Origin of the sequence: Spirillospora sp. NPDC047418, assembly GCF_040643275.1 — a bacterium.
Lineage (GTDB): Bacteria > Actinomycetota > Actinomycetes > Streptosporangiales > Streptosporangiaceae > Spirillospora.
On record NZ_JBEYTW010000002.1, the window covers coordinates 1 to 24,209 of the forward strand.

16 protein-coding genes are annotated in these 24,209 nt (G+C 73.5%); 7 read left to right on the top strand and 9 right to left on the bottom strand.

Going from position 1 to position 24,209, the window contains the following annotated elements:
* Nucleotides 1-145: 145 nt before the first annotated feature.
* On the top strand, nucleotides 146-1,183 hold the full coding sequence (locus ABZ806_RS01190; RefSeq protein ID WP_500214474.1) for a lysylphosphatidylglycerol synthase transmembrane domain-containing protein: 1,038 nt from the start codon (nucleotides 146-148) through the stop codon (nucleotides 1,181-1,183).
* A gap of 18 nt (nucleotides 1,184-1,201) precedes the next feature.
* On the opposite strand, the gene ABZ806_RS01195 is transcribed toward ABZ806_RS01190, so the two are convergent.
* The 4 genes from ABZ806_RS01195 to ABZ806_RS01210 all read right to left on the bottom strand — a co-directional run bounded on the left by ABZ806_RS01195 (nucleotide 1,202) and on the right by ABZ806_RS01210 (nucleotide 11,268).
* Nucleotides 1,202-2,011: an amidohydrolase family protein gene (locus ABZ806_RS01195; protein WP_500214475.1), complete on the bottom strand. Its 810-nt coding sequence runs from the start codon at nucleotides 2,009-2,011 to the stop codon at nucleotides 1,202-1,204.
* A gap of 124 nt (nucleotides 2,012-2,135) precedes the next feature.
* Nucleotides 2,136-2,951 carry an SGNH/GDSL hydrolase family protein gene (locus ABZ806_RS01200; RefSeq protein WP_500214477.1) on the bottom strand — a complete coding sequence of 272 codons (816 nt, stop codon included), beginning with the start codon at nucleotides 2,949-2,951 and terminating at the stop codon, nucleotides 2,136-2,138.
* A 209-nt stretch (nucleotides 2,952-3,160) separates the two neighbouring features.
* Nucleotides 3,161-5,347, bottom strand: coding sequence for an MBL fold metallo-hydrolase (locus ABZ806_RS01205; protein WP_500214479.1), 2,187 nt, complete (start codon nucleotides 5,345-5,347; stop codon nucleotides 3,161-3,163).
* The gene (locus ABZ806_RS01210; RefSeq protein WP_500214480.1) at nucleotides 5,344-11,268 is read right to left on the bottom strand and encodes a hypothetical protein; all 5,925 of its coding nucleotides are present in this window, start codon (nucleotides 11,266-11,268) and stop codon (nucleotides 5,344-5,346) included. Before ABZ806_RS01210 ends, ABZ806_RS01205 begins: the two co-directional genes overlap by 4 nt.
* 442 nt (nucleotides 11,269-11,710) lie before the next feature.
* On the opposite strand from ABZ806_RS01210, the gene ABZ806_RS01215 reads away from it, so the two are divergent.
* Nucleotides 11,711-13,501: a serine/threonine-protein kinase gene (locus ABZ806_RS01215; RefSeq protein ID WP_500214481.1), complete on the top strand. Its 1,791-nt coding sequence runs from the start codon at nucleotides 11,711-11,713 to the stop codon at nucleotides 13,499-13,501.
* Nucleotides 13,502-13,537: 36 nt separating this feature from the next.
* On the top strand, nucleotides 13,538-16,402 hold the full coding sequence (locus ABZ806_RS01220) for a DUF262 domain-containing protein (RefSeq protein ID WP_500214483.1): 2,865 nt from the start codon (nucleotides 13,538-13,540) through the stop codon (nucleotides 16,400-16,402).
* A gap of 131 nt (nucleotides 16,403-16,533) precedes the next feature.
* Here the strand turns inward: ABZ806_RS01220 and ABZ806_RS01225 are convergent, their stop codons facing one another.
* Nucleotides 16,534-16,815 carry a PGPGW domain-containing protein gene (locus ABZ806_RS01225; RefSeq protein WP_500214772.1) on the bottom strand — a complete coding sequence of 94 codons (282 nt, stop codon included), beginning with the start codon at nucleotides 16,813-16,815 and terminating at the stop codon, nucleotides 16,534-16,536.
* Nucleotides 16,816-16,955: 140 nt separating this feature from the next.
* Here ABZ806_RS01225 and ABZ806_RS01230 point away from each other — a divergent pair, with 140 nt between their 5' ends.
* On the top strand, nucleotides 16,956-17,462 hold the full coding sequence (locus tag ABZ806_RS01230) for an NUDIX domain-containing protein (protein WP_500214485.1): 507 nt from the start codon (nucleotides 16,956-16,958) through the stop codon (nucleotides 17,460-17,462).
* Between the two features lie 18 nt (nucleotides 17,463-17,480).
* The gene (locus ABZ806_RS01235; protein ID WP_500214486.1) at nucleotides 17,481-17,882 is read left to right on the top strand and encodes a PPOX class F420-dependent oxidoreductase; all 402 of its coding nucleotides are present in this window, start codon (nucleotides 17,481-17,483) and stop codon (nucleotides 17,880-17,882) included.
* Between the two features lie 24 nt (nucleotides 17,883-17,906).
* Here ABZ806_RS01235 and ABZ806_RS01240 read toward each other — a convergent pair whose 3' ends face one another.
* The 3 genes from ABZ806_RS01240 to ABZ806_RS01250 form a co-directional block, all read right to left on the bottom strand.
* Nucleotides 17,907-18,356, bottom strand: coding sequence for a CBS domain-containing protein (locus tag ABZ806_RS01240; protein ID WP_500214488.1), 450 nt, complete (start codon nucleotides 18,354-18,356; stop codon nucleotides 17,907-17,909).
* 251 nt (nucleotides 18,357-18,607) lie between these two features.
* Nucleotides 18,608-19,639 carry a glucuronyl esterase domain-containing protein gene (locus tag ABZ806_RS01245; RefSeq protein ID WP_500214773.1) on the bottom strand — a complete coding sequence of 344 codons (1,032 nt, stop codon included), beginning with the start codon at nucleotides 19,637-19,639 and terminating at the stop codon, nucleotides 18,608-18,610.
* 108 nt (nucleotides 19,640-19,747) lie between these two features.
* Nucleotides 19,748-20,443 (bottom strand): excalibur calcium-binding domain-containing protein, encoded by a 696-nt coding sequence (locus tag ABZ806_RS01250; RefSeq protein WP_500214774.1) that lies wholly within the window; start codon nucleotides 20,441-20,443, stop codon nucleotides 19,748-19,750.
* Nucleotides 20,444-20,614: 171 nt separating this feature from the next.
* Between ABZ806_RS01250 and ABZ806_RS01255 the strand changes: the two genes are divergently transcribed.
* Entirely contained in the window at nucleotides 20,615-21,535 is a 921-nt protein-coding gene (locus ABZ806_RS01255; protein WP_500214489.1) for a hypothetical protein, read from the top strand.
* A 273-nt stretch (nucleotides 21,536-21,808) separates the two neighbouring features.
* On the top strand, nucleotides 21,809-22,570 hold the full coding sequence (locus ABZ806_RS01260) for a CAP domain-containing protein (RefSeq protein WP_500214491.1): 762 nt from the start codon (nucleotides 21,809-21,811) through the stop codon (nucleotides 22,568-22,570).
* 9 nt (nucleotides 22,571-22,579) lie between these two features.
* Here the strand turns inward: ABZ806_RS01260 and ABZ806_RS01265 are convergent, their stop codons facing one another.
* A complete protein-coding gene (locus tag ABZ806_RS01265) occupies nucleotides 22,580-24,139 on the bottom strand; it encodes a sigma-70 family RNA polymerase sigma factor (RefSeq protein WP_500214493.1) in 1,560 nt (519 codons plus the stop codon).
* Nucleotides 24,140-24,209: the final 70 nt, after the last annotated feature.

Below are 24,209 nucleotides of genomic sequence, written 5' to 3' on the forward strand. Positions count from 1 at the left end.
GCAGCGGCGCGGAAGTATCCGGCGGGACGGCGCGCTCCGAGCCTCCCGGCCCCGCGGACCCACCAGGTGAAACGTCCCATATCGTTCGCTTCAACGGGTATCAGCCGGTCACACGTTCTTCATTCCCGTCAGCGAACAGTGGGGTGTGAACACGATCGCCGCCGGTGCCGAACGGGCGGTGCCCGCCGAACTCGGCGAACTCGCCGAACTCGGCGTCCGCACCGCGCCGCCTGCCGCCGTCCAGCGGATCCACCGGGCCCGCTGGACGATCCTCGGGGTCCTGCTCGCCGGCACCGCCGCGGTCCTGCTGGTGACGCTCGGGCCGCTGCGCCCGGCGGTGTCCGCGCTGGGCCACCTGCGCTGGGAGTTCCTGCCGGCGCTGATCGTGCTGTGCCTGCTGCACTACGTGTCCTCGGCGATCGCGCTGCGGGGCGCCGCCGGCCGGCCGCTGCCGCTGGTCGCCACGACGCTCGCGCAGTTCACCGCGTCCGCCGCGAACCGGATCACCCCGGGCGGCCTCGGCGCCGCCGCGGTCAACACCCGCTACCTCGTCTGCCGCGGCCTGCCGCTGCCGCGCGCCGCGGTCGCCGTCGCGGTGCTGCAGGTGGCGGGCGTCCCCGCCGACCTGCTGCTGCTCGGCGCCGTGCTCGGCCTCGGCGGCGGGAACGGCCGGATGCTGGACGCCCTCGGCGACCACGCCGCCTACGCCGCCGGGCTCCTGCCGTCCGTGCCGCTGCTGATCGCGGGCGGGGTGCTGCTGCCGGCCGCGCTGCTGTGGGGCCGCCGCGCGGCGCGCTCGGCCGCGGTCGGACGGGCCGTCGCCGGGTTCACCGACCTGTGCCGCCGCCCGCGCGACCTGCTGGTCACCCTGGCCGCGTCCGCCGGGACCACGCTCACCCTCGGGGTGGCGTTCGCGCTCAGCGTCCTCGCCGTCCCCGCCGCGGGGGTGGGCCCCGCCGACCTCCTGACGCTCGTCGCCGCCTACCTGGTGGGGGCCGCCGCCGGCGCCGCCATCCCGCTGCCCGGCGGCGTCGGCTCCACCGAGACCGCGCTCGTCGCCGCGCTCGCCGCCCTGGGCATCGAGGCGGGACCGGCCCTGCACGCCGTCCTGCTGTTCCGCGCGGTCACGTTCTGGGCGCCCGTCCCGCTCGGGCTGCTGTCCTGCCGGACGCTCCGCCGGTGACCTTTACGTTGTAGATCACTAGATGCGGAACACCTTCGCGGCGTTGCCGGACAGGAACGCCTCCCTGGCCGGGTCGCTCAGGCCGAGGTCGTCCAGGCCCTTGAGCGCCCGGTCGGCGGTCAGCATCGGATAGTTGGTGCCGAACATGACCTTGTGGTTCCTGTCCTGCGTCATGTACCGGACGAGTTCCGGCGGATACCTGCCCACCGTGTACGCGGACGTGTCGATATAGACGTTCGGGTGCTTGCGGCACACCGCGACCATCTCCTCCGTCCACGGGTAGCCGATGTGCCCGCCGACGATGACCAGTTCGGGGAAGTCGAGCGCGACCTGGTCGATGTACGGAATCGGCCGTCCCGTCTCGCTGGGACGCAGCGGGCCGGTGTGGCCGACCTGCGTGCAGAAGGGAATGCCCAGTTCCACGCATTCCGCGAAGAGCGGGTAATAGCGGCGGTCGGTGGGCGGCAGCTCCCACAGCCACGGGACGACGCGGAGCCCCTTGAAGCCCAGGTCGCGCACGCACCGCCTCAGCTCGCGCACGGCCTCCATGGGCTTGCGCAGGTCGACCGAGGCGACGCCCACGAGCCGGCCGGGCGCCTGCTCGACGAACGAGGCGACCTCGTCGTTGCTCACCAGGTCGCCCTCCGGCCCGTACCAGGCGCTGATGAGGCCGACGTCCACTCCCCCGGCGTCCATGGCGGCGACGGTCGCCTCGACGGGCACCTCCTCCGCCGGCGCCTCGCGCCCCAGCCACCGCCACAGCGAATCCAGCATCTCGTGCTGCAGGAACCGGGCCGTGCCGTGCTGCATCCAGGCGTCGATCACCATGCGTGCCTCCCCACCGGCCGCCTCCGCGGCCTCACCCGGCGAGTCTGCCAGCTCCGGACGCCGGGCGGACGGCGGCCCCGGCCGCCGGGGTGGGCGTGCGGCCGGGGCCGGAGGGCGGGACGGGTCAGGTCTGGTTCTGGAGCGCGAGGGCGGCGGACCCGGTCAGCGCGGGCAGGTAGCCGAGGCGGTGGCCCAGCGCGGTCGGGTGGTAGGACGACTCGATCGGGATCGTCACCGCGTTGAGCCAGTCGTCGCCCGAGCACAGCTCGTGGCCGGCGAACTCGTCGCGGACGTCCGACCAGGTGAACCCGGCGCGTCCCGCCGCCTTGGCGATGACGCCGTCGAGGGTGTCGGCGGCGCCGTTCAGCGCGGTGCGCTTGGTGTTGCTCAGCCCCACGCACACGTTGACGATCTTGTAGAGGCGCGGGTAGCCGAGCACGACCACGCGCGCGGACGGCGACTTCGCGCGGATCTTGCCGTAGAGGGAGTCGAGCCGGCCGGGCAGCGTGTTCCGCATGTAGTCCTCGGCCTCGGCCACCCTGCTCTGGCAGGTCGAGGTCGAGTGCAGGACGCAGGTCTGCATCACGTCGGCGAATCCGGCGTCGTTCCCCCCGGCCGTGATGCTGACGAGCGTCGTCGACGAGCTGAGCGCGCCGAGCTGGCCGCTCGCGACGGTGGCGGTGGTCGCGCCCGAGCAGGCCACGAACTTGTAGGACGACGTCGAGTGCGCCGCCGCCCACAGGTTCGGGTAGGCGTTGGCGCTGCGGTTGCACGACCCGCTCCCCGGGTCGTAGCTTCCGGCCCCCGTGCCGGAGGAGTAGGAGTCCCCGAGTGCGACGTAGCCGGTGCCGGCCGCCGCGGCGGAACCGGACCAGAGCAGTGATGTGGCGGCGAGGGTCGCCGCGCCGAGGGCGGCCAGACAGGGGCGGGAAGGACGCATCTGCACTCCGCAGCATCGTAAGGAATTATGCCGCTCCGCTTATACCCGCGCGGCCATTCCGCCAAGCCCCTGACCTGATCAACTCGATTTGTCATAATTCGCCGTTGCAATCCTAAAACTCACGGAATTCGCGGCTGTCAAGGCACAGGAGGTAACAACCATTCTCCGGCAGATCACGCCGGCCTCGGAGATCACATCCGCCCCATTCGTCATGGCATGTCACCGGGCCGCCACGGGCCCGTCGCGACCGGCCGCGCCCCGCGGACGCGGAGGGTTTCGGCGAACGTCCGCTGCCGTCCCGGAATACCGTGGACGAGCATGACCTCCCGGGCGGCGACCTCGTCCGCGATCCCGAGGAGGCCGCGGCGGTCGGCGTGCGCGGAAAGGCGGATCACGCCGACGCGGGCGCGGACCGGGACGGTGGTCTCGCCGCCGCGGCCGGGCAGCGGGAAGACGCCGCCCCTTTCCGCGAGGTCCAGCAGCGCGCGGCCGGGCGACTCCTCGTCCTGGTAGCCGGAGATGAACAGCGCGCTGCCCGGTTCGGGGAGGATCCGGCCCGCCCACTGGACGGCCGGGCCGCCGGTCAGCATGCCGGACGTGGAGATGACGACCCCGGTCCGGAAGGCGTCCAGCTCGGCGGGGCGGTCCGCGATCGCGGCGGCGCCCCCGAACACCCGCAGCGCCGGGTCCAGGGACGCGAACACGGTGGCCAGCTCGGCGGCCATGCCGTCCACCCGCACCGGCACCTCGGGCAGGTGCCGCCGCAGGATCAGCGCGATCTCCTGCGCGCGGCCGAGCGCGAACGCGGGGATCAGCACCCGGCCGCCGCCCCGGTGGACCTCCGCGACCGCGCGCACCAGCTCGCCCACGCGCATGTCGCGGTCGTCGTGGTCGTCGGCGCAGCAGGTCGACTCCAGCACGAGCAGGTCGGCGCCGCGGGCCGGCTCGGGGACGGCGTAGCCGCCGACCGTCTCCTGCCGGAATCCCGAGATGTCGCCCGTGACGACGACGCGGCGGTCGCCGGCGCGCACCACGACCCCGGCCGCGCCCAGGATGTGCCCGGCCGGGAACAGCTCGACGGTCAGCGCGCCGATCCGGCGCGGCACCCCGAACGGCAGCTCCTCGCGCCGCCGGGACGCGGCCGCGACGTCCGGCGGCCCGTAGAGGACGTCGCCGGAGTCGCCCCAGCGGGCCCGGCCGCGCTCGTGCGCCGCGAGGACCTTGGCGGTGTCGGCCCACATCACCGGCATGAGCGCCGAGGTCTCCGGCGACGCGATGACCCGCAGGTCCGGACGCCTCGCGACCAGGGCGGGGACGTAGCCGCAGTGGTCGTTGTGCGCGTGCGTGACGACGACCGCGTCGAGCCGGCCGCCGAGCGCGCGGCCGATGTCGCGCGGCGGCCCAGCGCGGTCACCGGGCCGGAGGCCGGCGTCGACGAGGATCCGCGTCCCGCCCGCCTCCACCAGCACGCAGGAGCCGCCGATGTGGTCGTCCCCGCCGAGCGGCACGACCCGCAGGCCGAGCTCGGCGGTGGCGGCGACCGGCGGCGGCGCCGGCTCGGCGAGCCCCCGCAGCAACCCGAGGAGCTCCTCCGCATCCCGCCCGGCCGCCCGGGCCGGCTCCCCGCCGGGCATGCCAGGGTCGGCGGGCGAGGGCGCGCCGTCGCGGCCGGGCGGGGGCGCGCCGGGGCCGGTGGGTGGGGACGCGGCGTTGGCGGTGGGCGGGGGTTGTTCGAGGACGGCGAGGAGGGCGGTGGCGAGGGCGCGCGGGTCGGTCCAGCGGTCGCGTTCGGCCGCGAGGCGGCGGGTCAGCGCGTCCGCCCGCTCCGCCCGCTCGGCCAGTGCCTCCCGGGCGGCGGCGAGCTGCCCGGACGCCTCCCGCGCGTCGCGGCGCGCGTACTCCAGGCGGCCCTGCTCGGTCCTGAGCCGGGTGCGGAGGTGGTCGATGCGGCGGGCGGCGCGTCCGGCGTCCCGGTCCGCGCGCTCGGCGGCCCGTCCCCGGCGCCCGATCCAGCCGAGCCCCGCCCGGACGACGCCGTCGTCGGGATGCAGCAGGACGGCGGCCAGCGCGCGGACCTCCTCGCCGGCGCCGGTGATCCGCGCGGCGGCGCGGCGGCGCAGTGCCGGGAACCGCTCGACCGCCTCCAGCAGCAGCGGCGCGTGCTCCCCGGCCAGCTCGCCGGGGTCGGACGGGAGCCGGGCGGCGGACGGCCGCTCCAGCACCGCCAGCGCCACCGCCCGCAGCACCGCCGCGAGCGCGTCGCCGGTGGCGGCGGGCTCGGTGACGGCGGGCTCGGTGGCGGCGGGCTCGGTGGCGGCGGGCTCGGTGGCGGCGGGCTCGGTGGCGGCGGGCTCGGTGGCGGCGGGCTCGGTGGCGGCGGGCTCGGTGGCGGTCACTCGGACGCCGCCCGCCTGGTCGCGTCGGCGAGGACGGGTTCGCAGCCCAGCCCGTCCTCGCCGGGCTCCAGCGCGCCGAGCACGCGCAGTGCCTCCACCAGGTCGGCCGTCCCGTCGTACCCGTGTTCGCGGAGGTCGGCGGGGGTGAGACCGGGCGTCTCGGTCTCCGCGTAGAGGGTGAGGAGGGCGGTGAGATCGGCGGGGGTGCCGCGGTCGTCCTCGGCGACGAGGACGTGCCACGCGGCGGCGAGGCAGGGGTCGGCGCGGACCCCGGTGTCGCCCAGGAACGCCGCCGGTTTGGCGCGCACCTGCCGCAGCACGTCGTCGAGCGTCCGGTCGCGGTCGCCTCCGGCGAGGTCGGTGACGACCCGCCCGACCAGCGCCGGCCAGCCGCCGGTGCGGCGGAGGAGGTCGCGCTGCCCGGCGTCGTCGGGGAAGCCGAGCGAGTCCTCCAGCATCCACTGCCGGATCGCGGGCGCGTCGAACCGCCGCAGCGGCACCAGTTCGACGTCGTCGTCGGCCGTGTGCCGGAGCCAGCCGGCGGCCGCGGCGGGGCCGGCGACGAGCACGACGGACAGGGTTCCCTCCCCGGACGGGTCGGCGACCGCGCGCCGCGCCTCGGCGAACCGCCGCTCGAACTGCTCGCCGTCCCGCGCCGCGTGCAGGTCGACGACGATGACGTCGTGGCCGGGGTGGCGGCGGGCGCGCAGCACCGCGCTGTCGAAGGTGCCCTCCCCCGGCCGGACGGCCCGGATCTCCAGGTCGGGCCGGTCGGAGGGCATCGTCCGCAGCGACGCCGCGACCCGCTCGGCGTGCAGCGCCGCCGACCCGGCCACCACGTGGACGAGGCGGCCCGGCCGCAGCAGCCCGGTGATCTGCCCGATGCTGAGCGGGGCCCGGTCCGGCCCGTCCTGGTGCGGCATCCGGTAGGAGTGCGCGTCGAACGCGTCCGGGTCGTCGAAGTCGGCGGCGCCCTCCAGCACGCTCTCGATCTCCCGGACGCCGCCGAGCAGCCGCAGCACGTGCGGGGTGCGCAGCCGGTACCGGCCCCCGTCCACGCCGAGGACGCCGAGGTTGACGCACTCGGCGAGGAGGCTGCGGAAGTCGTCGCCGCTGCAGTTCTCGAACCCCCGCGCCCACCAGTACCGGCACTCCTCCCGCAGCTGCCGGACGGTGAGGGCCTCGCCCGCGCCGTCACCGAGGGCGTGCAGCGCCACCGTGTAGGCGATGACCTTGTACCGCTTGTCGAGAGTGAGGGTGTAGTCGAACCGCTTCTGGAAGCCCTCCACGAGGTTCTGGTTCCGCCAGACCTCCGCGACGTCCTCCCGGGTGATCTCGTACGGGAGGGTCCGCGGCGTCTCCCGCAGCAGGGCGAGCAGCTTCCCGGCGAACAGCTGGACGAGCGCCGGGGCGTTGTTGGCCTCGGCGATCACCCGCGCGGCGAGCGTCTCGGGGAAGGCGAACCCGAGCGTGGCGAGCGGCCGCACCAGCAGGTCGAAGGCGTCCTGCGGGTCCAGCGGGCCGACCGCGATCGGCTCGCCGAGCTGGGCGAGGGGCTGGTTGGGCAGGCCGTGGAAGCGGGCGGTCTGGTGCAGGCCCGCCCACACCACCTTGACGCGGCGGCCGGTGTCCTCCATGAGGGTTCGCAGGGCGGTGACGTCCTCGAAGCGGCCCCGTTCGGCGTCCCGGTTGAGGAAGGCGTCGGCCTCGTCCAGCAGGATGAGCAGCTGCCGGTTGCGGTCGGCGTCCGCCCACCCGCGGACCGCGTCGATCACCTGGTCGCGGCCGGTCAGCCCGGACCGGACGACGCCGGCCTTGGCGAGCCGGTCGCCCAGCATCGGCCACAGCGACAGCGAGCGGACCTTCCCGACCGTCTGGATGGTCTCGAAGATCACCGTCCGGTCCGGGTCGGACGCCAGGTCGCGTTCGGCCTTGCGCAGCAGCGCCGACTTGCCGAGCTGCCGCCCGCCGAACACGAACGACGGGCCCCTGCGGTCGGTGACCTTGCGGAGTTGCTCGGACCGCCCGTAGAACATCTCCTCCGGGACGCCGCCCGTGGGGGCGTAGGGGTCGGTGGCGGTGAACGGCGCCATCAGCGCGACCGCGACCGACCAGTCCTGCGGCCGGCACGCCAGGTACGCGATCGCCGCGTCGTCCAGGACCCCGGCGACCGGCGCCGGGCGCTTGCGGGCGGCCTGGGCGAGCTGGGCGCGGTCGTCGGCCGACAGGACGCCGAAGTACAGCACGAGCACGGTCTCGCCCTCGGGCTGCCCGCCGAGGAGGTCGATCAGCTGCTGCGGACCGGGACGCCCCCAGTGCAGCAGCAGCCGGAGCCGCCCGCCGGACGGGCTCTGCTGCGAACCGAACGCGGGCAGCAGCGCCCCGCCGACCGAGCCGACGTGCCGGACGCCGTCGAGCACGATCCGCATCCGGTCGGGGCCCTGGTCGGCGTCGCCCTGCGTCCCCTCCAGCCCGATCATCTTGAGGATCGCGTCGATCAGCGAGCGCAGGTTCCCCGGCGTCTTGCTGCGGCCGTCGCGCAGGTTCAGCCACTTGCGCAGGCCCTCCCCCGCGACCCGCCGGGACGCCTCGCGCAGCTGCGGGATGTCGATGCCGGCCCCGGCGAGCAGGCCCTCCAGCTGCGGATCGGTCACGTCCCGCCCGGCGATCAGGGCCTCCTTGAGCACGTCGATGTACTCGCTGGTCTCCTGCTTGCGGGCGCGTTTCCCGGTCTGCCGGGAGTGGCGGTGGAAGACGTCCGGGAACGCGGGGTAGAAGCGCTGGAAGTCGGGGCTGTCGGCTTTCTCGGGGAGCTGCTTGCCGGCCTTCAGCTGCGCGATGAACTCGCGGGCGGTCGTCAGGTCGCGGTCCTCGATGTGGCCTTCGATGCGCCGCACGTCCGCCTCGCGGAGGTCGCCGGCCTCCCGCGCCTCGGCGAGCGCCTCACGCGCGGCTTGCACGCTCGTTTCGCACCAGCGCTCCAGCCGGTCCTGCAGCGCGTCGAGTTCGCGTCCGATGCGGTCGAAGTCCTGGCGGTCGGCGGTGAGGAGCCGCACCGCCTCCTCGGCCTCGCGCTCCTCGCCCTCGGACAGCGACCCGTCCCGGCGCGCCATCGCGATCTGGTCGCGGAGCCCCTCGACTCGCCGGTCCCTGGCGGCTCGGGCGTCGCGAACCAGGTCGTCCCGGCGGGCCCCGAGCCGCGCGGCGGCCTCCGTGTCGACCGCCTCCAGCACGGACACGACGGCGCGCGTGCCCTCGTGGTCGAGCCGCTCGGCCCGCGCCTGGAACACCTTCCCCCAGTCGGGCGGCCCGGCGTGCGCGACGGCGACGAGCTCCTCCAGGGTGATGTCGCCGGTCGGCCGGAGCGTGCGCGAGTCCAGGGCGAGGCCGGCGGCCGGCAGCAGGTCACGGTTGAGGACGCGGGCCGCGGGCGACTCGGACTCGGGCGGCCGCGCCCCGTCCAGCAGGGCGAACGCGCCGTCGAGCAGATGGCGGGCGGCGGCCGCGGCCTCCTCGCCCGCGGCGTCCGCCAGCGCGGCGAACGCCGCGCCGACCTCCTCCCGCCGCCCGGTGACGGCGTCGCGCAGCTGCCGCAGCGGCCCCGCCCGCCAGTCGCGGTCGCCGGAGGCTGCGTCCTCGTGCTCCTTCACCGCCGCCGCCCACCGCCCGGCCGCGGCGAGCGCGTCGTCGATCCGCTCGTGCAGCTTGCGCCGGGCGCCCGCGATGATCGGCTTGCCCTTCTTCGGGCTGTTGACGCGCCGATCGGTGTCCTCGATGAGCCGCTCGATCGCCGCGCCGCCGCGCAGCCGGACGACCTCGGCCGCCACCTCACCGGCCCGCGCCGCGTCGTCCTGAGCGGCGGGCCGCAGCAGCCGGCGGATCTCGCCGTCCGCCGGCAGCAGCGCCTTCCACACCTCGGTGGCACGGGCGAGCTTGATGGTGCGGCGCGGCGCCTCCTCCAGCAGCCGCGCCGCCTCCTTGGACGCGTCGTCGCGGGCCTGCGCGAGCCTCGCGGCACCGCGGATCCAACCGTCCATGCCGGGGCTCAGGTACACCCCGGCCCGCGCCGCATGCGCGAACGCCTCGCCGCACTCCCGAAGGACCGCCTGTCCCGACACGACGACGTTCAGGTTCTCCACCAGCCGCGCCGTCTCCGGATACACCAGGCCCGCCCTGATCGCGGCCGCCCACGCCAGCAGCGCGCCTGCCGGATCGTCGGCGAGCGCCTTGGCGTCCAGGTCGCGGGCCGCGGCGGCGAACTCGGCCGACAGCGGCCCCGCGAACACCCCCATCTCCGGGGCGAGCGCCGCGCACCGGCGGGCGTCCACCTCGGCGTCCGGACGCCCCGCCGCCCTGCGCAGCCAGGCCGCGAGGCCGAACCGGCGGTCGCGCAGCGCCGCGGCCTCCGCCTCGGCCAGCCCGTCGGCCGGCCCCGGCTCCGGAGCCGCCGCGGGCTCGGGCTGCTCGGCCACCGCTTGCTCGCGCCGGTCCTCGGCGCGGGTGCCGGACGGTTCCGGCGGCGGTGCGGGCTCCGGCGGCGGTCCGGCCGGCTCCGGCGGCGGTCCGGTCGCGTCTTCGAGGAACGCGTCGAGGGCGGCCAGCCCGTCTTCGGGGGCGTCCGGCGGGACGGTCTCGGCCGCGGGCGCCTCCCGGGGCGCGGGCACACCGGCGACCCGGTGGGCGTCGGTGGCGAGGGGCCGGTCCGGGACGTCCGGCGGTTCCGGCACCGCCGGGTCCGGCTCCACCGGGGCGGGGGCGGGGGCGGGCCGCTCGCCGGTCCCTATCGTGAGGTCTCCCATCAGCGCCACGTAGATGAGGCGATGCCAGCGCTCCGGCAGCTCGGCGCGCGCCCGCTCCGCCAGGACGGGGGCGCGCAGCCGGTCCTTCGCGCACAGCTCGATGAGCTCGGCGAGCACCGCCAGTTCCCCGTCGCCGTCGGCCGCGGCCCGCCGCAGCTCCGCGAGCAGCTCGGTCTCCGACTCCGGCCCCTCGACGTACCGCAGGTCGCGGACCCGGTCGTCCCTGCGGCCGGCCTCCAGCACGGCCTGGACCACCGCCGCCAGCTCGTCGAGTTCGACCGGCTGCTCTCCGGGAAGGATCCGCGCGGCCAGCCCGTCGAAGCCCGCGGCGACGCCCTGGACGAGCAGCAGATCACCGTCGTCGGGGCGATGGCCGTCCCGCAGCCGCCCGGCGACGCGGTCCGCCGCGTCCGCGGCGCTCGCGAACCGTCCGCGCAGCTCGTCCAGCTCCACGGCGAGCCGCCCCGGCTCGGGTGCGGCCTCCCGGTCCCCGGCGGCGATCGCGTGCAGCCGCAGCGCATCGACCGGTCGTTCGGGAAGTTCGGGATGCTCCTCGCGGAGGGCGTCCCACAGGTCACGCGCTCCGGGCATCCGCTCCGCCGGCTCCGCCGCCAGCAGGCCGAGCGCCACCACCGCGAGCGGACGGTCCTCGGCGACGGCCCGCACCAGCCCCCAGCGCACGAAGGCGATCGGAGCGTCCCATTCCAGCAGGCTCCGCAGCCCGGGAGCCCGCTCCAGCACGTCCTCCGCCGTGTCGGCGCCGAGCAGCGCGACGCAGTCGTCCGGGCCGAGCTCGTCGGCGTTGCCGAAGCCGTGCGCGAAGACGCCGCCGAGCAGCAGCCGCAGCCGGCCGCTGCGCCTCCGGTCGCCGTGACGCATCGTGCGGAGCACCTGCTCGATCGCTCCGGCGGGCATCTTCTTCGCCGCGCCGAGACGCACCACGTCGAGGACGGCGCGCTGCAGCTCGGGCGGTCCGAGGCGCAGGACCTCCCGCACGTCCTCGGCCGATACCGCCGCCAGCGCCGCGTCCTCGAGTTCGGTCAGGCCGTCGACCCGTTCGCCGAGAACCCCGAAAGGCGCGGCCCCTTCGTGAAACCCTTCGCACCGAGACCCATGCCCCATGCCGTCCCTGCCTCTCACCGTGGGCGACCACCTGGCGACAAGGTAACGCGTCTTCCAATTCCCTGCCATCAAAACGCAAATGACGCGTTGATCGAATTCACAACGTTTCGCTCGCACACCCCTCGCCATCCCCCTGGTGACCAGCGCGAGCACCGCCCGCCGGTAACACGCGGCCACTAACGGCCATGTACCGAAAAATCCCACTCTGTCGGGCCGCAACCCGGCAACCTCGTCCCTCACCCTCACACCCGGTGCTACTCTGCGCGTTGATCGAGTTCACGCGTGCGCTGCTCTCGGTGGCGTGGTGGCGTGTCCGCAGATCACGGCGACCGCCCGGCGGCCGGACGGTGGCCGGGCTCCCCCACCCCTGCCGCCGCGCACCCCAGGAAGGGCGGGCCCACCTCATGCATCCCCCGTCGGCACACCCGCGCTGCGGCCGGGCATGACCGGCCGCAGGCCGCTGACCTCGCGCGACCCCGAAAGGCTCGGCGGCCACCGGCTGATCGAACGGCTCGGCGAGGGCGGCCAGGGCGTCGTCTACCTCGCCGAGGACGAGAACGGCGACCGGGTGGCGCTGAAGGTCCTGCACGACCACGGCGGCTCCCGCGACGGGTTCCTCAGGGAGATCTCGGCGGCCCGCAAGGTGGCGTCCTTCTGCACGGCCGAGATCCTGCACGCGGGCGAGGACGACGGCCTCCCCTACGTCGTCACCGAGTTCATCGACGGCCCGTCCCTCCGCGATCTCGTGTCGGAGCACGGCACGCAGAGCGGCCCGGCGCTCTACCGCCTCGCGGTGGGGACGGCGACCGCCCTCGCCGCGATCCACGAGGCCGGCATCGTCCACCGCGACTTCAAACCCGGCAACGTCCTCGTCGGCCCGGACGGCCCCCGCGTCATCGACTTCGGCGTGGCCCGTTTCCTGGACGCCACGGTCACCGCCTCCAGCACGGTCATCGGCACACCGTCCTACATGGCCCCGGAACAGCTGGCCGGCGACACCGTCACCCCCGCCGCCGACGTCTTCGCCTGGGGCGCGACCATCGCCTACGCCGCGAACGGCCACCCGCCCTACGGCCAGGACACCATCCCCGCCGTCATGAACCGCATCGTCAAGGGCAGACCGGACCTCGGCGGCCTGACCGGCCCCCTACGCGACCTGGTAGCCCAGGCCCTCCACAAGGACGCGGCCAAACGCCCGCACAGCCGCGACATCCTCCTACGCCTGCTGGAACACTCCCAAGGCCCGATCACCGCCCCCGAGGCCCTCGCCCAAGGCCACGCCCTGGCCATGGCCGACGACCAAACCCTCACCAACGACCGCACCACCCGCTGGACCACCGTCAAACTCCCGCCGGCGAACGCCTCCACCAAACACCCGGTCTTCCAGCGCGCGGCTCTCGCGATAGGCATACCAACCGCGCTCGCCCTACTTGCAGGAATCGCAGTGATGGCGCCCACAGGCGGGACACATGAACAGTCCCAGGCCGTCACCGCCTCTCCGACAGCCGGCAATTCCCGGTCGGCCGCCGCCGTCCAGCAGCCCCGGTCCGCCATGCCCCGCACGGGCCCGCCCACCACACCGGCGGCGGTCGGTGCGGCCGTCGAAGCAGCGGTCTCTGCGCGGAAGACCGCCGCCTTCACCGCGGAAGGTGGCATGGACCAGAGCACGGATGTGTTCGATTCAGAGGGCACGCTCCACTACCAGGCCGGCGAGAGCACCAATTACAACTTCGAGGTGCGGACCGAACTCGCCGAGGAACTGTACAGCGGCCTGACAGGACCACGGATAATAATTGTCGGAAACTGCGCCTACTTCCGCGCGAGTCCGAAGATCTGCCAGCCCATCGATACGGAATCCCTCCGCACAGGCGAGAATATCCTTGCCTGGGCGGCGGCAGAAGTAAGGTGGGTGTCGTCGCCGTACAACATTCTGGAACTCCTTCGGCAGACCCCGTCACTCCGCCGAAGCACGGAGACCGGACGGATCACCTACCACGGCACCGCAGCGGCCGTGCGGCTCGTGTCCGACGGCCCTGTCGCCCCGTTCTACCGGGCGTTCGGCAGCAATCTCACCCAGGTCGCCTACACCCTGGTCACCGGCCTCGACCACCTTCCCGAGCGCCTGGAGATCGACCTCTCCAGCAAAGTCACCATGGCTCCCGCCTCTCATTCACTCTACTCCGTTACTTACCGTGACTGGGGAAAAACCGGCACCATAACCAGTTCGTATTGATGTTCAACCCGCGACAGTCCGTTCGGAAGGTTCCCCATGCAGGCTCGTGAATTCTCCTTCTTCAAGGTCATCGAGGGTGAGAAGCAGTTCCAGATTCCGCTGTACCAGCGGACCTACAGCTGGGGGCACCGGGAATGGGCTCGGTTGTGGGCGGACATCCTCGAACACGCGGAGATCATCGCGGCCGGTGAGGACCGGCCGGCGCATTTCATCGGCTCCGTCGTCCTCGCGCCGGGCACGATGTCGGCCGGGGACATCCAGCGGTGGCTGGTCGTCGACGGGCAGCAGCGGCTCACGACGCTGATGCTCGCGTGCTGCGCGCTGCGCGACCGCCTCAGGGACATCGCGCCGCGGGAGGCGGGCCGCATCCACAAGCAGTACCTCGTCAACGAGTACCGCGACGGCCTGGAGCACTTCCGGCTGCTGCCCACCCAGGCCGACCGCGAGGCGTTCGCCGCCTGCATGGAGAGCGGCGCCGGCGCCGGCGGCAGCGACCGCATCGGCGCCGCGTACCGCTACTTCAAGCAGGCGCTGATCGACTACGACCCCGACGGCGACGTGGAGGCGCTCAAGCGGCTGGAGACCGTCGTCCGCAGCCGGCTGTCCGTCGTGGAGATCACCGCCGAGCACGGCGACAACGTGTACCGGATCTTCGAGTCGCTCAACAACACCGGCGTCAAGCTCAGCCAGACCGACCTGCTCCGCAACTACGTCTTCATGCTCCTCCCGACGATCGGCGAGCGCGTCTACACGAGGATCTGGCTGCCCATGCAGCAGGAGCTCGGCGCGGACAATCTGGAGCTCCTCGCCTGGCTCGACCTGGTGATCCGCGGCGACTACCGCGCCAAGCAGAGCGAGATCTACCGCGCCCAGCAGCGGCGTCTCAGCGAGATCGTCCGCCAGGGCGGCGAGGAGGCGCTGGAGGGCGAGATCGCCGAACTGTACCGGCGGGGCCGGCTCCTCATGCGGGTCATCGAGCCCGCCAGGGAAGAGGACGCCGCGCTCCGCGCCGCCCTGCTGCGGCTGCACGAGTGGGGCGGGCAGATCACCTTCCCGATCGCCCTGCACATGCTCGACCTCCTCGACCACGGCAAGACCACGGCCGCACAGGTCGCCCGGTCCCTCTCCTTCGTCGAGAGCTTCCTCGTCCGCCGGATGATCGCCGGGATGCCCACCAACAACCTCAACCGCATCCTCAACAGCGCGCCCAGGGAACTGGAGGCGGACCGCCCGATCGACGAGGCCGTGCACCGCTACCTCTCCGGGGAGCGCCGCTACTGGCCGTCCGACGACCAGCTCCGCACCGCCGTCCGGACGCGGCCGTTCTACTGGTCGGGACGCCCGAACCAGCGCTTCTTCGTCCTCAAGCGCCTGGAGCAGAGCCACGAGTCCAGCGAGCCGGTCGACTTCGCGGCGGCGAAGCTCACGATCGAGCACGTCATGCCGCAGACCGTCACGCAGGACTGGCTCGACCTCCTGTCCGCCGAGGTGACCGACGAGGACGGCCCCGCCGAGCTGCACGCCGAACTCCTGCACACCCTCGGCAACCTCACGCTGACGGGCGACAACTCCAAGCTCTCCAACCACCCGTTCCAGCGCAAGCAGGAGATCTTCGACGCCAGCGCGCTGCACATGAACCGCGAGATCGCCGACGCGCCCCGCTGGGGCAAGGCGCAGATCCTGGCCCGCGCCGAGGCACTGACCGAACGCTGCGTCGCGCTCTGGCCGGCGCCGCTCCCCGGCGGCTCCGACCTCGAGGACGAGCGCCGCACCTGGGTGCTGCTCCGGCGCCTGCTCGCCGAACTGCCCACCGGCTCGTGGACGACGTTCGGCGACCTGGCCGCCGTCATCGGCTCCAACCCCGCCGGCGTCGGCAGCTACATGGCGTCCCGTCCCGGCCTGGAGAACGCGCACCGGGTCCTCACCTCCGAGGGCACGGTGTCCCCTTCGTTCCGCTGGCCGGACGAGCGCGCCGAGACGCCTCGCGCCGTCCTGGAGACCGAGGGCGTGACCTTCTCCGACGGCGGCGCCGCCGACCCCGCCCAGCGCCTCACCGCCGGGTCCCTCGCGAAACTCATCGGCATGGACACCCCCGAGGACGCCGAGGATTCCGGGGACGACTGGGACCGGCTCCTCGGCCGGTTCGAGAACCAGCTGTCCGTCCACGGAGACGAGACCGTCGAGCTGACGACCCAGGTTCTCGAGCACTGGATCGGCAAGGGCGGCAACATCGACTTCGGGAGCGGTAAGACCAACACGAGCTGCTTTCCGTGGCTGGAGGACCCCACGGACTCCCGCGGCTGGATCTGGCCGGTCGTCCTCTACCCGCGCAGCGCCAGCGTCGAGGTCGTCTTCCAGCACCTGGCCAAACGTCCCCCGTTCGACGACACGGCGCTCCGCGAGGAGTACCGCCGGCGCCTCAACCGCATCGACGGCGTCGACATCCCCGAAGACCGCCTGGACAAGCGCCCGAACTTCCCCATCGGCGCCCTTTCCGGCGACGGAATCAAGCACTTCATCGAGGCGCTCGACTGGTTCATGGACAACGCCGGCACCGCCCGCCCCCCTGAGGAGGCCGCGGCCACCGAGCCGGACGACGCGCGTCTCGCCGCCGAATTCCACAGCGCGATGCTGCTCCTCTACACGCGCACGAAAACCGAGGCCGACTACAACGCGTCCGCGTTCCTGAGCATGGTCACAGAGCACGGCGGCGTGGGCGCGGCGAAGCTCCTCCTCGCCTCTCCCCACATCTCCGACGGATTCACGGCCCTCCACGAACGCGGCCGCCTGGACCTCTCCGTAGAAGCCCAGGTCGCCGACCCCCGCTTCGCCGCCCTCTTCGCCGAAGAAGAACGAGAGCGCGCCGCCCACCGCCTCACCGAGGCCGGCTACAAGCCCTGAGGCCGCACTGCCTTCGGAAACGCGTCAAGCCCGCCGCCGCGGCGGCGGGCTTGACGCGGTGAACATGCCTTTCCGCCGGTAAGGACGAGAGGCGATGCCAGCAGAGCAGTGCCGTCCTAGCCTTTGCTTTCCTAGCCCTTTGCCTTCCTGGCTCTGGCAGTGGTGCGGATTTTGTGCCAGGCGGATTTGGCGTGGGTGTTCAGGCGGGTGCTGAGGCGGCGGGCGGTGGGGAACTCGGTGCCGAGGAGGCCGAGGCCCGCCAGCATCGCGACCACGCCGGGGCCCGGCAGGACGAGCATGGCGACGCCCGCGACGATCAGGGCCGAGCCGGCCGCCGCGACGGCGACCTTGCGCAGCAGGCGGACGTGGGCCCGGTGCCGGGGCCTCGCCTCCGGTTTGGCGCGTTCCATCATGGTCGTCACAGCGTCCTCCCCCGTCGTGGACTCCTGTGTGGGACGAACGGCGGTGGCGCCGGGGATCCCGATCCGGCCGGATGTGATCAGAGCCATAGCGGATGCCGGGGGTCGTCCGGCCGACCGCTAGCATTTCGCTGATGAAGATCCCGTTCGGCGTGGAGCGCCGGGTGCGCGGGCGGATCGGGGCGTGGGCGGCGCCGGTGTGGAAGCGGCTCGGCGGGCGGGCGCAGTGGCGGCTCGCGCGGCTCCGGCACCGGACGTTCCTGGTGTACGCGGGCGGGGTCGTCCGGGACGAGCGCGGGCGCATCCTGCTGCTGCGGCACCGGCTGTGGCCGGAGTACCGCGCGTGGGGGCTGCCCGGCGGATACGTCAACGCCGGTGAGCGGCTGGAGGACGGGGTCGCCCGCGAAGTGCGGGAGGAGACGGCCCTGGAGGTGGAGGTCCCCGGGCCTCCACTGGGGCTGGCCAGCGGCTTCCGGCACCGGGTCGAGACCTACTACGAGGCGCGGATCGTCGGCGGGCGGCTCGAACTGGACGCGGCGGAGGTCCTGGAGGCGCGCTGGTTCCCGCTGGACGGGCTGCCGGACGAGATGTCGCCCAGGCTCCGGAGGGTCATCGCCGGATTTGACCTCAATCCCGGTTGAGGTTGCACGGTGGACGGCATGAGCCTCACCGATGTGGAACGCGAGTACCTGTCAACGCAGCACCTGGGCCGGCTGGCCACGGTCGGCCCGAAGGGCGACCCGCAGAACAACCCGGTCGGTTTCACCTACAACGCCGAGACCGGCACCATCGACATCCGCGGCTGGAACCTCGCCGAGAGCCGCAAGTACCGGAATCTGGGCCGCAACGACCAGGTGGCGTTCGTCGTCGACGACCTGGCGTCCGTCCAGCCCTGGAAGGCGCGCGGCATCGAGATCCGGGGACGCGCCGAGACCGCCGTGGAGCAGGCCCCGGAAGGGTCGTACTTCGGGGACGATCTCATCCGCGTCCACCCCCGCGTCGTGTTCTCGTGGGGTATCGAGCCGGATGGCGAAGGGATGACCAGACGCACCGTTGCGTAGCGGGCGACCGGCCCGCCGGGTGATTCAGGCGCCCGGGAGGGGTTCCTGCAGGGCGAACCGGTCGGCGGTCGCGTGGCACTTGGGGCAGCGAGCCGGCGCGCGCTCGCCCCGGACGACCTCGCCGCAGACGGCGCACGCCCACTCGGTGGTGAGCAGCGCCATGACGTCCGAGCGGGCGACGATGCCGACGAGGTCGCGGCCCGACATGACCGGGACGCGGCGGATGCGCCGTTCGATCAGGAGGTGGCGGGCCTCCTCGACATCGGTGTCCTCGGTGACGCTGATGACGCCGGTCGTCATCACGTCGGCGGCGGCGTCCCCCTCCCGGGCCAGCAGGTCGTACTCGCTGACCAGGCCCACGACGGCTCCGTCGGCGTCCACGACCGGGACGGCACTGATCCGGCGGGCGCGCAGCAGGGCCGCGACGTCGGGCACGGGCGCGTCCCGGTCCACGGTGATCACCGGGCTCGTCATGATCTCTTTGACCTTCACTGCTGCCGCCCCAGAGTCAAGCGGGCCCCCGCACCGTCCGGTGGGAGAAGCCCCAGTCGTCGTCCTCCCCTATGACCTTAGATGTCGCGATCGTTCCGCCCGGCACCGGGCCGGAACGGGCCGCTCGTCCGCAGGTCGCTTTCAGTCCTTCCCGATATCGCGCGGATGATCCGGATCCGGACCGGCCGCAACCGGCAAGGCCCGGTGCGTGAGGCACCGGGCCTTCCCTAGAATCACCCGGCGGAGCAGGCGGGAGCCATTCCGGTGCCGGTCCCGGTCCCCTGGAAGCCGAACTCGGTCGACTGGCCGGGGGCGTTAGAGCCGTTGAAGGCGACATTGCCGAACTGGACCGCGCCGCTGTTCCCGCTGCGGTCGGTGTTCCAGGCGTTGGTGATGCTCGCGCCGGACGGCAGGGTCATGGCGACCGTCCAGCCGTTGACCGGCGAGGAGCCCGCCGTCACCCGGACCGTGGCGGCGAAGCCACCCGTCCACTGGTTGGTCGACACGGTCGCCGAGCACCCCGCCCCGGACGGCGGCGGTGTGGTCAGCGGGGTCGTGGGAGGCGTCGTCGGGGGCGTGGCCAGCGGGGCGCCGGGGCCGTCGGACAAGGGCGGGGTCTGCCAGTCCCTCCGCTGGGACAGGTCGCCGGCCTTGCCGCCCGCGATCCGGAACCCGCCGGTCGAGCCGCCCGAGCGCAGCAGGAACTTCTGGATGTTCGCCCGCAGCGGCGCCTGCCATTCGGAGCGGGTGGCGCAGTGCGTGCCGTCCTGGGCGTCCGACCAGTAGGTGATGTTGTCGCCCGCGCCGAGCCCCGCCACGCTCCCGGACCTGGCGGCCAGCCAGTCGATGTGCGGGTTCTCCATGATGAACAGCCCGCGCGGCGCGACCATGGCCACCATCTCGTGGGTGTCCACGGGGAGCCCGCTCGGGTTGCCGGTGTAGGAGCCGAACGCGTCGCCGAGCCGCGGCTGCTCGGAGTAGGCGCTGCTCAGCGGCTGCGCGCCGCTCTCCTGGGCGATCCCGCGGAAGGCCGGCACGCAGCCGCTGCCCGACTGATCGATCACGTCGATGATCCGGCTCGCGCCCCAGGCCCAGGCGGCCAGCAGCCCGGTGCCGCTCGACGACCCGTAGACGCTGTAGAACGCGCCCTGCTTGCTGCCGCGCGCCGTGCCCTCCTTCCCGACCGCGAGGGGGTCGTAGCTGATGACGGCGGCGCCGGACGACCTGATGGTGCTCGTGTCCGCGCCGACCCCGCCGAGGACGATAACGGCCGGGAACGGCCCGGCAGGGACACCGCGCCGGCGACCACGAGTGCCAGCACGGTCAGCAGGACGACCGGCCTGGCGGCACCCCGGTCGGTACGGGCGGGCGACTCACGGCCCGCTGCTCGAACCGGACTCCGACGGCTCCTCACTCGGCCCCGAGTCCGAGGGAATCTCGCTGGGACCGGGCGCGGACGGCTCTTCGGAGGGCATCGAGGTAGACGGCTCACCACTCGGTGACGGAACCGGCGTCGACGGTTCGGTGCCGTTCCGGGGTTCGCAGTCGATGCCGTCCTGGTCCCGGTCCTCGTACCAGGCGTATTCGGGATCGGTGCCCCGGTAGTACGGGCCGTATCCGGCGGCGTTGGCCTTGGCGCACGTGGCAAAGCGCGGATCGAGGCCGGCCCCTCCCGACCTCGCACCAGGTTCGGACGGCGACACTCCTCCCCCATCTGGCGTCGTCGACGGACCAGAAGTGGGCGGGGCGGACGTCGGAGGAGCGGACGTCGGCGTGGAGGACGTCGACGGAGGACGCGTGGACGGCGTCGTAGCCGGGGCAGGCTTGCCGCGCGAGGTCTTCTGGGACGCCTGGCCACCGCACGAAGCGAGCCCGGCGAGGAGCAGGACCGCCGCGAGCGCGACGAGTACCGCGGGGAACGTGCGTTTCGGGGGCCGGGTGCGGTGATGCGAGGGCCGGCGAGCGATCGGAGGCATGGGCAAACCCTTCGTCCGTGGGCCCGCCGCGCCACACCCCCTTCCATGCCCCGCACGAGGAGGCCGCGCTCCCGCACACGCACCTCGATGCATATTTTTCACATTCCTTGACAAGGTAGTCGGATAGCCGTAAGAATCCCGCACGACCAGCCATCGTCCCTTCCCCGGGCGCGCCCGGTGGAGCTCAGGCAACTCCGCCGGGCAGCGGAACAGAGCATGGGCCGCCGCATGGCCGCCCGTCCGGCCATGACCGTCGGGAGAGCAATGCACGAGAACGCGGAGGAGCCGCGGCCCTGGTTGCGGACGGTGAGCGAGGACTGCCCGGTCGACCCGCCCCAGCAGGCCTGGATCGAGGCGTCGATGACATGGTTCGCCGGCGAGTTCGGCCGGGAGCCGCTGCTCGGCGGCATCGTGCTACCGGGCCCGAGTCTGCGGTCCGGATACACCGGGACGCCCCGGCAGATCGAGCGCCTGATCACCGGTGTGTGCACGGTGATGTCGATCGACCGGTCCGACCTCACGGTGGAGTACTTCGACGTGCGGGACGAGGACGCCCCGGAGACACGCGGCGGCAGCCGCGCGGTCGGGCACTACTTCGTCAGGGACGGCCGTCCGGTGATCGGGCTGGACGTGAGCGAGGCATCGGACGCGGACTACCTGACGGCGATCATCGCGCACGAGCTGTGCCACGTCCGCCTGCTGGGAGAACGCCGCGTCACCCGCGAGCGCCGCGACCACGAGCGCCTCACCGATCTCCTCACCGTCTATTTCGGATTCGGCGTCTTCAGCACCAACGCCGCACTGAGATTCGGGGAGACGGCCCGCGGATTCTCCGTCCAGCCGCTGGGCTATCTGGACGAGCGCATGCTCAACGCCGCCCGCAATGACGGCTATTCACGCGTCGGTTATCTCACCGAGTCCGAGTTCGGCTATGCGATGGCCTGCTACGCCTGGTTGCGCGCGGAGCCGGATCCCGCCTGGGCCGCCCGCCTGGACCCCGGCCCGCGCGTCCAGCTGAAGCAGGGCCTGGCCTATCTGGCCCGGTGCGCCCGGCAGGGCGAGCTGCCGACGACCCGGAGTGACGGCGTTTCGATAGCGGTCAAGGTGAGGGGCCCCGACGATCTCCGCCTCCCGTTCCCGGTCTTCACCCGGAGCCCCCGGCCCCCGGCCGCTCCACCGCGCTAGCCCGGCGTCCCCCCAGGCTCACCCGCTGCGTTGACCTGCGGCGTGTTGTTGTTATGAGCGCACCGAAAACAACAACACGCCGCAGATCAACGTCGGGGTGGGCCGGTCGGCGTTCGTGGACGCCGCGCCAGCGCCCCCACCTCCGCTGGTGGTGCTGGCGCGCCACGGTGTCACTTCGTCCAGAAGTTTCTGAATATTTTGTGTTATCGCCCGTCCTGGCGGGGGTCTGCACCGTATCTACAGGCACCCGACGCGAGAGGACGTGGCATCGCCATGAGCAACCCCATTCCCCCCAGGGGTGGAGGGCCGGGCCCGCGGCGGCGGCAGCGGACGGTGTCCGGGCGTGCGGCGGCGTGGACGGCCGCGGGCGCCGCGGGGCTGCTGGTGGCCGGCGGGGTCGCCGGTATGGCGAGCGGCGCGTTCGACGGCGACCCCGGCGCCGCCCCGGCCGCGAGCGGATCCTCGGCGTCCCCTGCCGCGTCCGCGCCGGTCCTGCCCGACGCCGCGGAACCGTCGCCGAGTTCGACGGCCAGCCCGACACCGACCCGCACCCGGAAAGTTTCGAAGACCCGCACACCGACGCCCCGTGCGACCCGGCCGCGTTCGGCCAAGCCGGCGCCCGCCCGGACGAAGGCGCCGCCCGCACCGGCGAGCGGAGGCACCGCGGCGCAGGTCATCGCCCTGGTGAACCAGGAGCGCGCGAAGCAGGGGTGCCGCGCCGTGAAGTCCAACGCCCGGCTGACACAGGCGGCGCAGGGCCATTCGGCGGACATGGCCCGGCGGGGCTTCTTCGACCACACCAACCCCGACGGCAAGAGCCCCGGCGACCGGATCACCGCCGCCGGGTACCGGTGGTCCACCTACGGCGAGAACATCGCCAAGGGGCAGCCGACGCCCGCGAGCGTCATGAAGTCCTGGATGAACAGCCCCGGCCACCGCGCCAACATCCTGAACTGCAAGTTCGCCGAGATCGGCGTCGGCGTGGTGAAGTCGGGCGGCCCGTACTGGACGCAGGTGTTCGGCACCGCCCGCTGATCGCGCCGATCACCGGGGCGTCGCGAAGACCTGCGTCCACCAGGGCCCGCCGGCGCCGCGCACGACCCCGATCCCGACCGTCGTCAGCCGGCAGTTCAGGATGTTGGCGCGGTGCCCCTGGCTGTTCATCCAGCTGCCGACGACGGCGGACGGCGTCGCCTGGCCGCGCGCGATGTTCTCCGCCCACACGCTCCAGCGGAAGCCGGCGGCGGTGATCCTCTCCCCCGGGTCGTCGCCGCCGGCGCCGCGATGATCGAGGACGCGGCGGGACGCCATGTCCGCCGAATGCCGCTGCGCCGCCCGGTGCAGGGCCGGCGAGACGCGCAGCGGACCGCATCCCGCGCCGGCCCGCCGCGCGTTGACCAGCTTCACGACCTGCTGCTCGACGGTCGCGGGCATGCGGCGCGGCGCGACCCGGTCCTTTCCGGACGCGGCGTCCGGCTCGGGCGGCGGCGTGCGCGAGGGCGTCCGGTGGGCGGGGGCGGGAGCCACGGAGTCGAGTGATGGACGTGGCGGGTCGGGCGGCTCCGGCCACGTCCAGTAGACGGCTGCCGCGACGACCCCGACCGCCGCGGCCCCCGCCACCCAGCGCGCCGTCCCGGCACCCGCCTTGCCCGCGGCGGCGGAAGCCTGCCCGGCACCGGCGGATGCCGTCCCCGTGCCGGCGGATGCCGTCCCCGTGCCGGCGGATGCCGTCCCAGCATCGGCGGATGCCGTGCCGGTGCCGGCGGATGCCGTTCCGGCGGCGGTCGGCGGTGCGGCGAGCGAGGACCCCGCCAGGCCGTTGGCGCCGGTCAGCGCGGCGTGCAGCGGAGCGTCGGCGGGCAGCGGCACCATGACCAGGCCCGCCAGCAGCGCCTCGGGCGGGGCCAGGTCGCGCCCGCGCTCGGCGCAGGAGCGGCAGTCCCGGATGTGCTTGGCGATCCGCTTGCGCCACAGCGGCGACGGCCGTCCGTCCCATCCGGCGAGCAGCGGGCCGAGTGCGTCGCAGCGCCGGCCGCTCACCACCCGCACGACGGCGCGGCACGTCGCCAGTTGCTTCTTCATCCGCTGCACCCGGACGGCGGCGTGCGGCGCCGGCACGCCGAGCCCGTCCGCCAGTTCCCCGCGCGTGAGATGCCCGGACGCCTCGAGCCACCACAGCGCGAGGAGTTCGCGCTCGTCCGCGTCCAGCCAGCGTGTCGCCTCGGCGATCTCGCGGCGCTGCTCCGACAGCTCCAGCCGTAGTACGGCCAGTTCGGCGAAGTCGTCCTCGGCCCCCGCCACCCGGGCCATGGCCTGCGGATCCAGCGGTGTCCGGCGGCGCTGCGACGTCCAGCGGCGCCGCACCTGGTTCATCGCGATCGAGATGAGCCAGGGCCGGAACCGCGCCGGCTCGCGCAACCCGTGGAGTCCGCCGAGCGCGCGGAGCACCGACTCCTGGACGACGTCGTCCACGTCGGCGTGGCCGCCGAGCGCCCAGCCGACCACGTTGTAGAGCAGCGGCAGATGCTCGGTGACCAGCCGGTCCCGGGCGGCGGCGTCGCCGTCCTGCGCCGCGCGGACCAGCAGGTCCACGTCCGTGCCCACACCCATCCTCGTCCTCCCGAGAGTCTCCGCCTTACCTGCAGCAGACCTCCGAGATCACCGCGAATAACAA

Bases quoted from the DNA above. Each gene is read 5' to 3' on its own strand.
- ABZ806_RS01195 (WP_500214475.1), bottom strand. From the start codon at position 2,011: ATGGTGATCGACGCCTGGATGCAGCACGGCACGGCCCGGTTCCTGCAG.
- ABZ806_RS01200 (WP_500214477.1), bottom strand. From the start codon at position 2,951: ATGCGTCCTTCCCGCCCCTGTCTGGCCGCCCTCGGCGCGGCGACCCTC.
- ABZ806_RS01210 (WP_500214480.1), bottom strand. From the start codon at position 11,268: ATGGGGCATGGGTCTCGGTGCGAAGGGTTTCACGAAGGGGCCGCGCCT.
- ABZ806_RS01215 (WP_500214481.1), top strand. From the start codon at position 11,711: ATGACCGGCCGCAGGCCGCTGACCTCGCGCGACCCCGAAAGGCTCGGC.
- ABZ806_RS01220 (WP_500214483.1), top strand. From the start codon at position 13,538: ATGCAGGCTCGTGAATTCTCCTTCTTCAAGGTCATCGAGGGTGAGAAG.
- ABZ806_RS01225 (WP_500214772.1), bottom strand. From the start codon at position 16,815: ATGATGGAACGCGCCAAACCGGAGGCGAGGCCCCGGCACCGGGCCCAC.
- ABZ806_RS01230 (WP_500214485.1), top strand. From the start codon at position 16,956: ATGAAGATCCCGTTCGGCGTGGAGCGCCGGGTGCGCGGGCGGATCGGG.
- ABZ806_RS01235 (WP_500214486.1), top strand. From the start codon at position 17,481: ATGAGCCTCACCGATGTGGAACGCGAGTACCTGTCAACGCAGCACCTG.
- ABZ806_RS01240 (WP_500214488.1), bottom strand. From the start codon at position 18,356: ATGACGAGCCCGGTGATCACCGTGGACCGGGACGCGCCCGTGCCCGAC.
- ABZ806_RS01250 (WP_500214774.1), bottom strand. From the start codon at position 20,443: ATGCATCGAGGTGCGTGTGCGGGAGCGCGGCCTCCTCGTGCGGGGCAT.
- ABZ806_RS01255 (WP_500214489.1), top strand. From the start codon at position 20,615: ATGCACGAGAACGCGGAGGAGCCGCGGCCCTGGTTGCGGACGGTGAGC.
- ABZ806_RS01260 (WP_500214491.1), top strand. From the start codon at position 21,809: ATGAGCAACCCCATTCCCCCCAGGGGTGGAGGGCCGGGCCCGCGGCGG.